The following is a 3,817-nucleotide window of genomic DNA, read 5'->3' on the forward strand; positions in this document are numbered from 1 at the left end:
GCGGCGCGGTCCGCGGCGGATTCGGCGGTGGTCAGGGCCTGGTAGCCGGTGATGCCGTCGAGCCGCAGGGCCGGGGCGGCAGCAGCCGCGCGGGCGAGGTCGACCAGGTCGCCGTCGGGTGTGGCGGTGATGTCGTCGCCGGTGCCCAACTGGATCCGGATGCCGACGACGCTGCCCTCGGCGGCGGCCGCCGCGGCGAGCCCTGCGACGGACTCCGGGCGGTCGACGTGCACCGCGACCCGGCAGTCCCGGGCCAGCCGCGCGATGAGCGGCCAGCGCCAGGGGTCGCGCCACGGGTGGGCGATGACGACGTCGGTGATGCCCGCGGCCACGTACTGCCGGGCCTGGGCGACCTGGTTCACGGCGATGCCGACGGCGCCCGCCCGTGCCTGCCGCAGGGCGATCTCCACCGTGCGGTGGGCCTTCACATGGGCACGTACGACCGGACCGTGCGCGGCGGCGAGGCCGTGAAAGCGCCGGAGGTTGCGCTCCAGGCGCTCGACGTCGACGTATGCCGCCACGACGGGAGGGACGTCGTTCGCGCCGTACGCGTCGGCCGCGGAATCGCCGCGCGCCGCGAATGCGCCGGGACGGTTCATGCGTCGCGTCCGTCCCACGCGTCCCTGGCGAAGGAGAAGCCCGTGGGTCCGCCGGAAAGCATCGCCCGTTGGCGGTCGGCCTCGTCCTCGGCGGGTATGCCGACTCCGTTGAGTCCCAACAGGATCTCCTTCGTCCAGTCGAGCCCGAGGGCGTCCTCGATCGCGGCGTCCCGGGTCGCCGCGGTGAACAGCATGCCGAGGCCGAGCGCGGTGCCCACGAGGTAGGCGGTCTGGCTGAAGTGGCCCAGCTCCATGAAGAGGGTGCGGTAGACGCGCCCGGTGCGGTACTTCCACGCCGTACGTTCCAGCACCGCCGTGTACAGCAGGAGCACCCCGGTGTCGCCGAGGTAGGTCTGGTCGCCGCACCATTCGACGATCCGCTGGCGGTCGACGGCACCCGGTGTCAGTGCCTCCAGCGCGTGGGCGGCGGAGTGGTAGTGGTAGATCCCGGGGGCGACGCCCTCGACGTTCAGCACCACCGGGTAGATCTCCAGGGCGTGCAGGGCGCCGGGCGAGGGGCTCGCCTTGAGCATGGCGGGCTGGAAGCCCTCGGGCCGTACCTCGTGCAACGGGCCACCGACCCAGCGCAGCAGGGAGGCCAGTTGCCCTTCGGTCACCGGCCGGCCGGCGTCGAATCTGCGCGTGGAGCGTCGGGTGCGCAATACGTGAGCGAGGTCGGTGTCCGTGAGAAGCGTGTCGTCGCCGCGCGGCAGCAGAATGCGCTCGGCGTCCGGGTATTCCTTGACGGCCGACGGCTGCGGACGATCCGGCAGGCTTTCGCGCAGCCATGCGGTGTCCTCGGCCGCGGAGGCGAATTTCTCGTCGTGGAGATTGCGGCTCGCCAGGTGGTAATACGTCGCCGCGGTTCCCCATTGCGCCCACGGTCCCCGCCGCTCTTCGAAGAGATGTTCCGCGGAACCCTCCTCGACGAGGACACCTCGTTCGACCAGCTGTCTGATGAGCGAAGACCCGGTGTCTTCGGCGGACTCGGCGTCGGTCCAGTCCGCGAACCGGTGCAGCAACCGCCGGGCACCGGAACTCAGTGCCAGTTGGCGGTGCCGCACCGGATCGTCGCAGACCAACTGCCCATTGCGCCAGAAGAAGACGCAGAGGCGTGATACGCGAAGGCGCATGGCGTGAATCAGGCGGCCGTAGGAATCTGACAGGTCTGGGCGGCCGCGTACTCGTCCTCGATCAAGGACTCGAATGCGGTGTCCTCGAATTCAATTTCAATTCCCTCACGCATGGGGACTCCATTTCGTCGAGAATGCAATTTCGGGATGCGGCAGACGCTAGTTGAACGACGGATGTCATGTCCAGAGCGAATGGAGAAGATTCCGCCTGCTGAAGAAAGCTGCCGATTGGGGGCATCCTGCCGGTGCGCCGCACCGAGTTGCCGCTCCCGGCAGTCACGGGCATGGCCGAAACCAGCCGCTGAACGAGGGCCCCGCACCGCTGAGGCTTCCCGGGGTTCTTCTGCGTACAACCCCACGGCAGGCCAGGATGGCCGGTGGGGCAATACTTCCAGGCACGACCGGCGCGACAGCCACACGTACGAACAGCACGACACGCGGCACATGCAGGACAAGCAGCACACGCACGACACGCACCACCGATTCCAGAGCTATAGGAGCCACGGTATGAGCACTTCAGCCCAGATCGGCGTCACGGGACTCGCGGTGATGGGGCGCAACCTCGCCCGCAACTTCGCCCGCAACGGATACGCGGTCGCCGTGCACAACCGCACGGCGGCGAAGACGCACGCTCTTGTGGAGGAGTTCGGCGAGGAGGGCACGTTCGTCGCGGCCGAGACCGCCAAGGAATTCGTGGCGGCGCTGGAGCGCCCGCGCCGCCTGGTGATCATGGTGAAGGCCGGTGAGCCGACCGACGCGGTCATCCAGGAGTTCGCGCCGCTGCTCGAGCCGGGCGACATGATCATCGACGGGGGCAACGCCCACTTCGCGGACACCCGCCGCCGGGAGCGTTCCCTGCGCGATCAGGGCATCCACTTCGTCGGCACGGGCGTCTCCGGCGGCGAGGAGGGCGCGCTGCTCGGACCGAGCATCATGCCGGGCGGCTCGCCCGAGTCGTACGAATCCCTCGGCCCGATGCTGGAGAAGATCTCCGCGAAGGCGGCGGACGGTTCGCCCTGTGTCACCCATGTCGGGCCCGACGGCGCCGGTCACTTCGTGAAGATGGTGCACAACGGCATCGAGTACGCCGACATGCAGCTGATCGGCGAGGCGTACCAGTTGCTGCGCGACGTGGCGGGCTACTCCCCCGCGCAGATCGCGGACATCTTCCGCACCTGGAACACCGGCCGGCTCGACTCCTACCTCATCGAGATCACCGCCGAGGTCCTCTCCCACGTGGACGCGGCGACGGGCAAGCCGTTCGTGGACGTGGTCCAGGACCGGGCGGAGCAGAAGGGCACCGGCCGCTGGACCGTGCAGATCGCGCTCGACCTCGGCGTGCCGGTGTCCGGCATCGCGGAGGCGGTCTTCGCCCGCTCGCTGTCCGGACACGCCGCGCTGCGCGAGGCCTCCAGCGGGCTCGCCGGGCCGAAGGCGTCGCCGCTCGGCGAGTCGGAGGCGGCCGCGTTCGCCGACCGCGTGGAGCAGGCGCTGTACGCCTCGAAGATCGTGTCGTACACCCAGGGGTTCCACGAGATCATCGCGGGCAGCGACGAGTACGAGTGGAACATCGACCTCGGCTCCGTCGCCTCCATCTGGCGCGGCGGCTGCATCATCCGCGCCGCGTTCCTCGACCGGATCCGGGCTGCCTACGACGCCCGGCCCGACCTGCCGAGCCTGCTGTCCGACGACACCTTCGCGCAGGAGATCGCCGCCGCGCAGGACGACTGGCGCGAGGTCCTGGTCGCCGCCACCCGCCAGGGTGTCCCCACGCCCGGCTTCTCGGCGGCCCTCGCCTACTACGACGCCCTGCGCGCCGAGCGTCTGCCCGCCGCCCTCACCCAGGGCCAGCGGGACTTCTTCGGGGCGCACACCTACCGCCGTACGGACCGCGAGGGCTCGTTCCACACGCTGTGGGGCGGGGACCGCTCGGAGGTCGAGAGCTAGGGGGTGTTTTGAAAGTCCTGTGCGGTGCCCGCGGTGTTCGGTGCGTGCCGGGCGCCGTGGGTGCTGTGCCCGGGACTTTCACAACACCCCCTAGTCATGCCGCATGACGGTGGCGCGGGGGGCGCGCCGGGCCCCCGG

At 70.1% G+C, this 3,817-nt stretch carries 3 protein-coding genes; 1 reads left to right on the plus strand and 2 read right to left on the minus strand.

All coding sequences use genetic code 11. From position 1 onward, the window contains the following. Nucleotides 1–599: alanine racemase (locus ABZS97_RS43535; RefSeq protein ID WP_356149456.1), on the minus strand; the 599-nt coding region annotated here is incomplete at its 3' end. After that, on the minus strand, nucleotides 596–1,732 hold the full coding sequence (locus tag ABZS97_RS43540) for a SagB/ThcOx family dehydrogenase (RefSeq protein ID WP_356149459.1): 1,137 nt from the start codon (nucleotides 1,730–1,732) through the stop codon (nucleotides 596–598). The genes ABZS97_RS43535 and ABZS97_RS43540, both read right to left, overlap by 4 nt. Nucleotides 1,733–2,239: 507 nt before the next feature. Here ABZS97_RS43540 and gndA point away from each other — a divergent pair. Next, the gene (gndA, locus tag ABZS97_RS43545) at nucleotides 2,240–3,679 is read left to right on the plus strand and encodes an NADP-dependent phosphogluconate dehydrogenase (protein ID WP_356149466.1); all 1,440 of its coding nucleotides are present in this window, start codon (nucleotides 2,240–2,242) and stop codon (nucleotides 3,677–3,679) included. The last annotated feature ends 138 nt before the right edge of the window (nucleotides 3,680–3,817 follow it).

Source organism: Streptomyces sp. NPDC005485 (assembly GCF_040606085.1).
Classification (GTDB): domain Bacteria; phylum Actinomycetota; class Actinomycetes; order Streptomycetales; family Streptomycetaceae; genus Streptomyces.

Bases quoted from the DNA above. Each gene is read 5' to 3' on its own strand.
- ABZS97_RS43540 (WP_356149459.1), bottom strand. From the start codon at position 1,732: ATGCGCCTTCGCGTATCACGCCTCTGCGTCTTCTTCTGGCGCAATGGG.
- gndA (WP_356149466.1), top strand. From the start codon at position 2,240: ATGAGCACTTCAGCCCAGATCGGCGTCACGGGACTCGCGGTGATGGGG.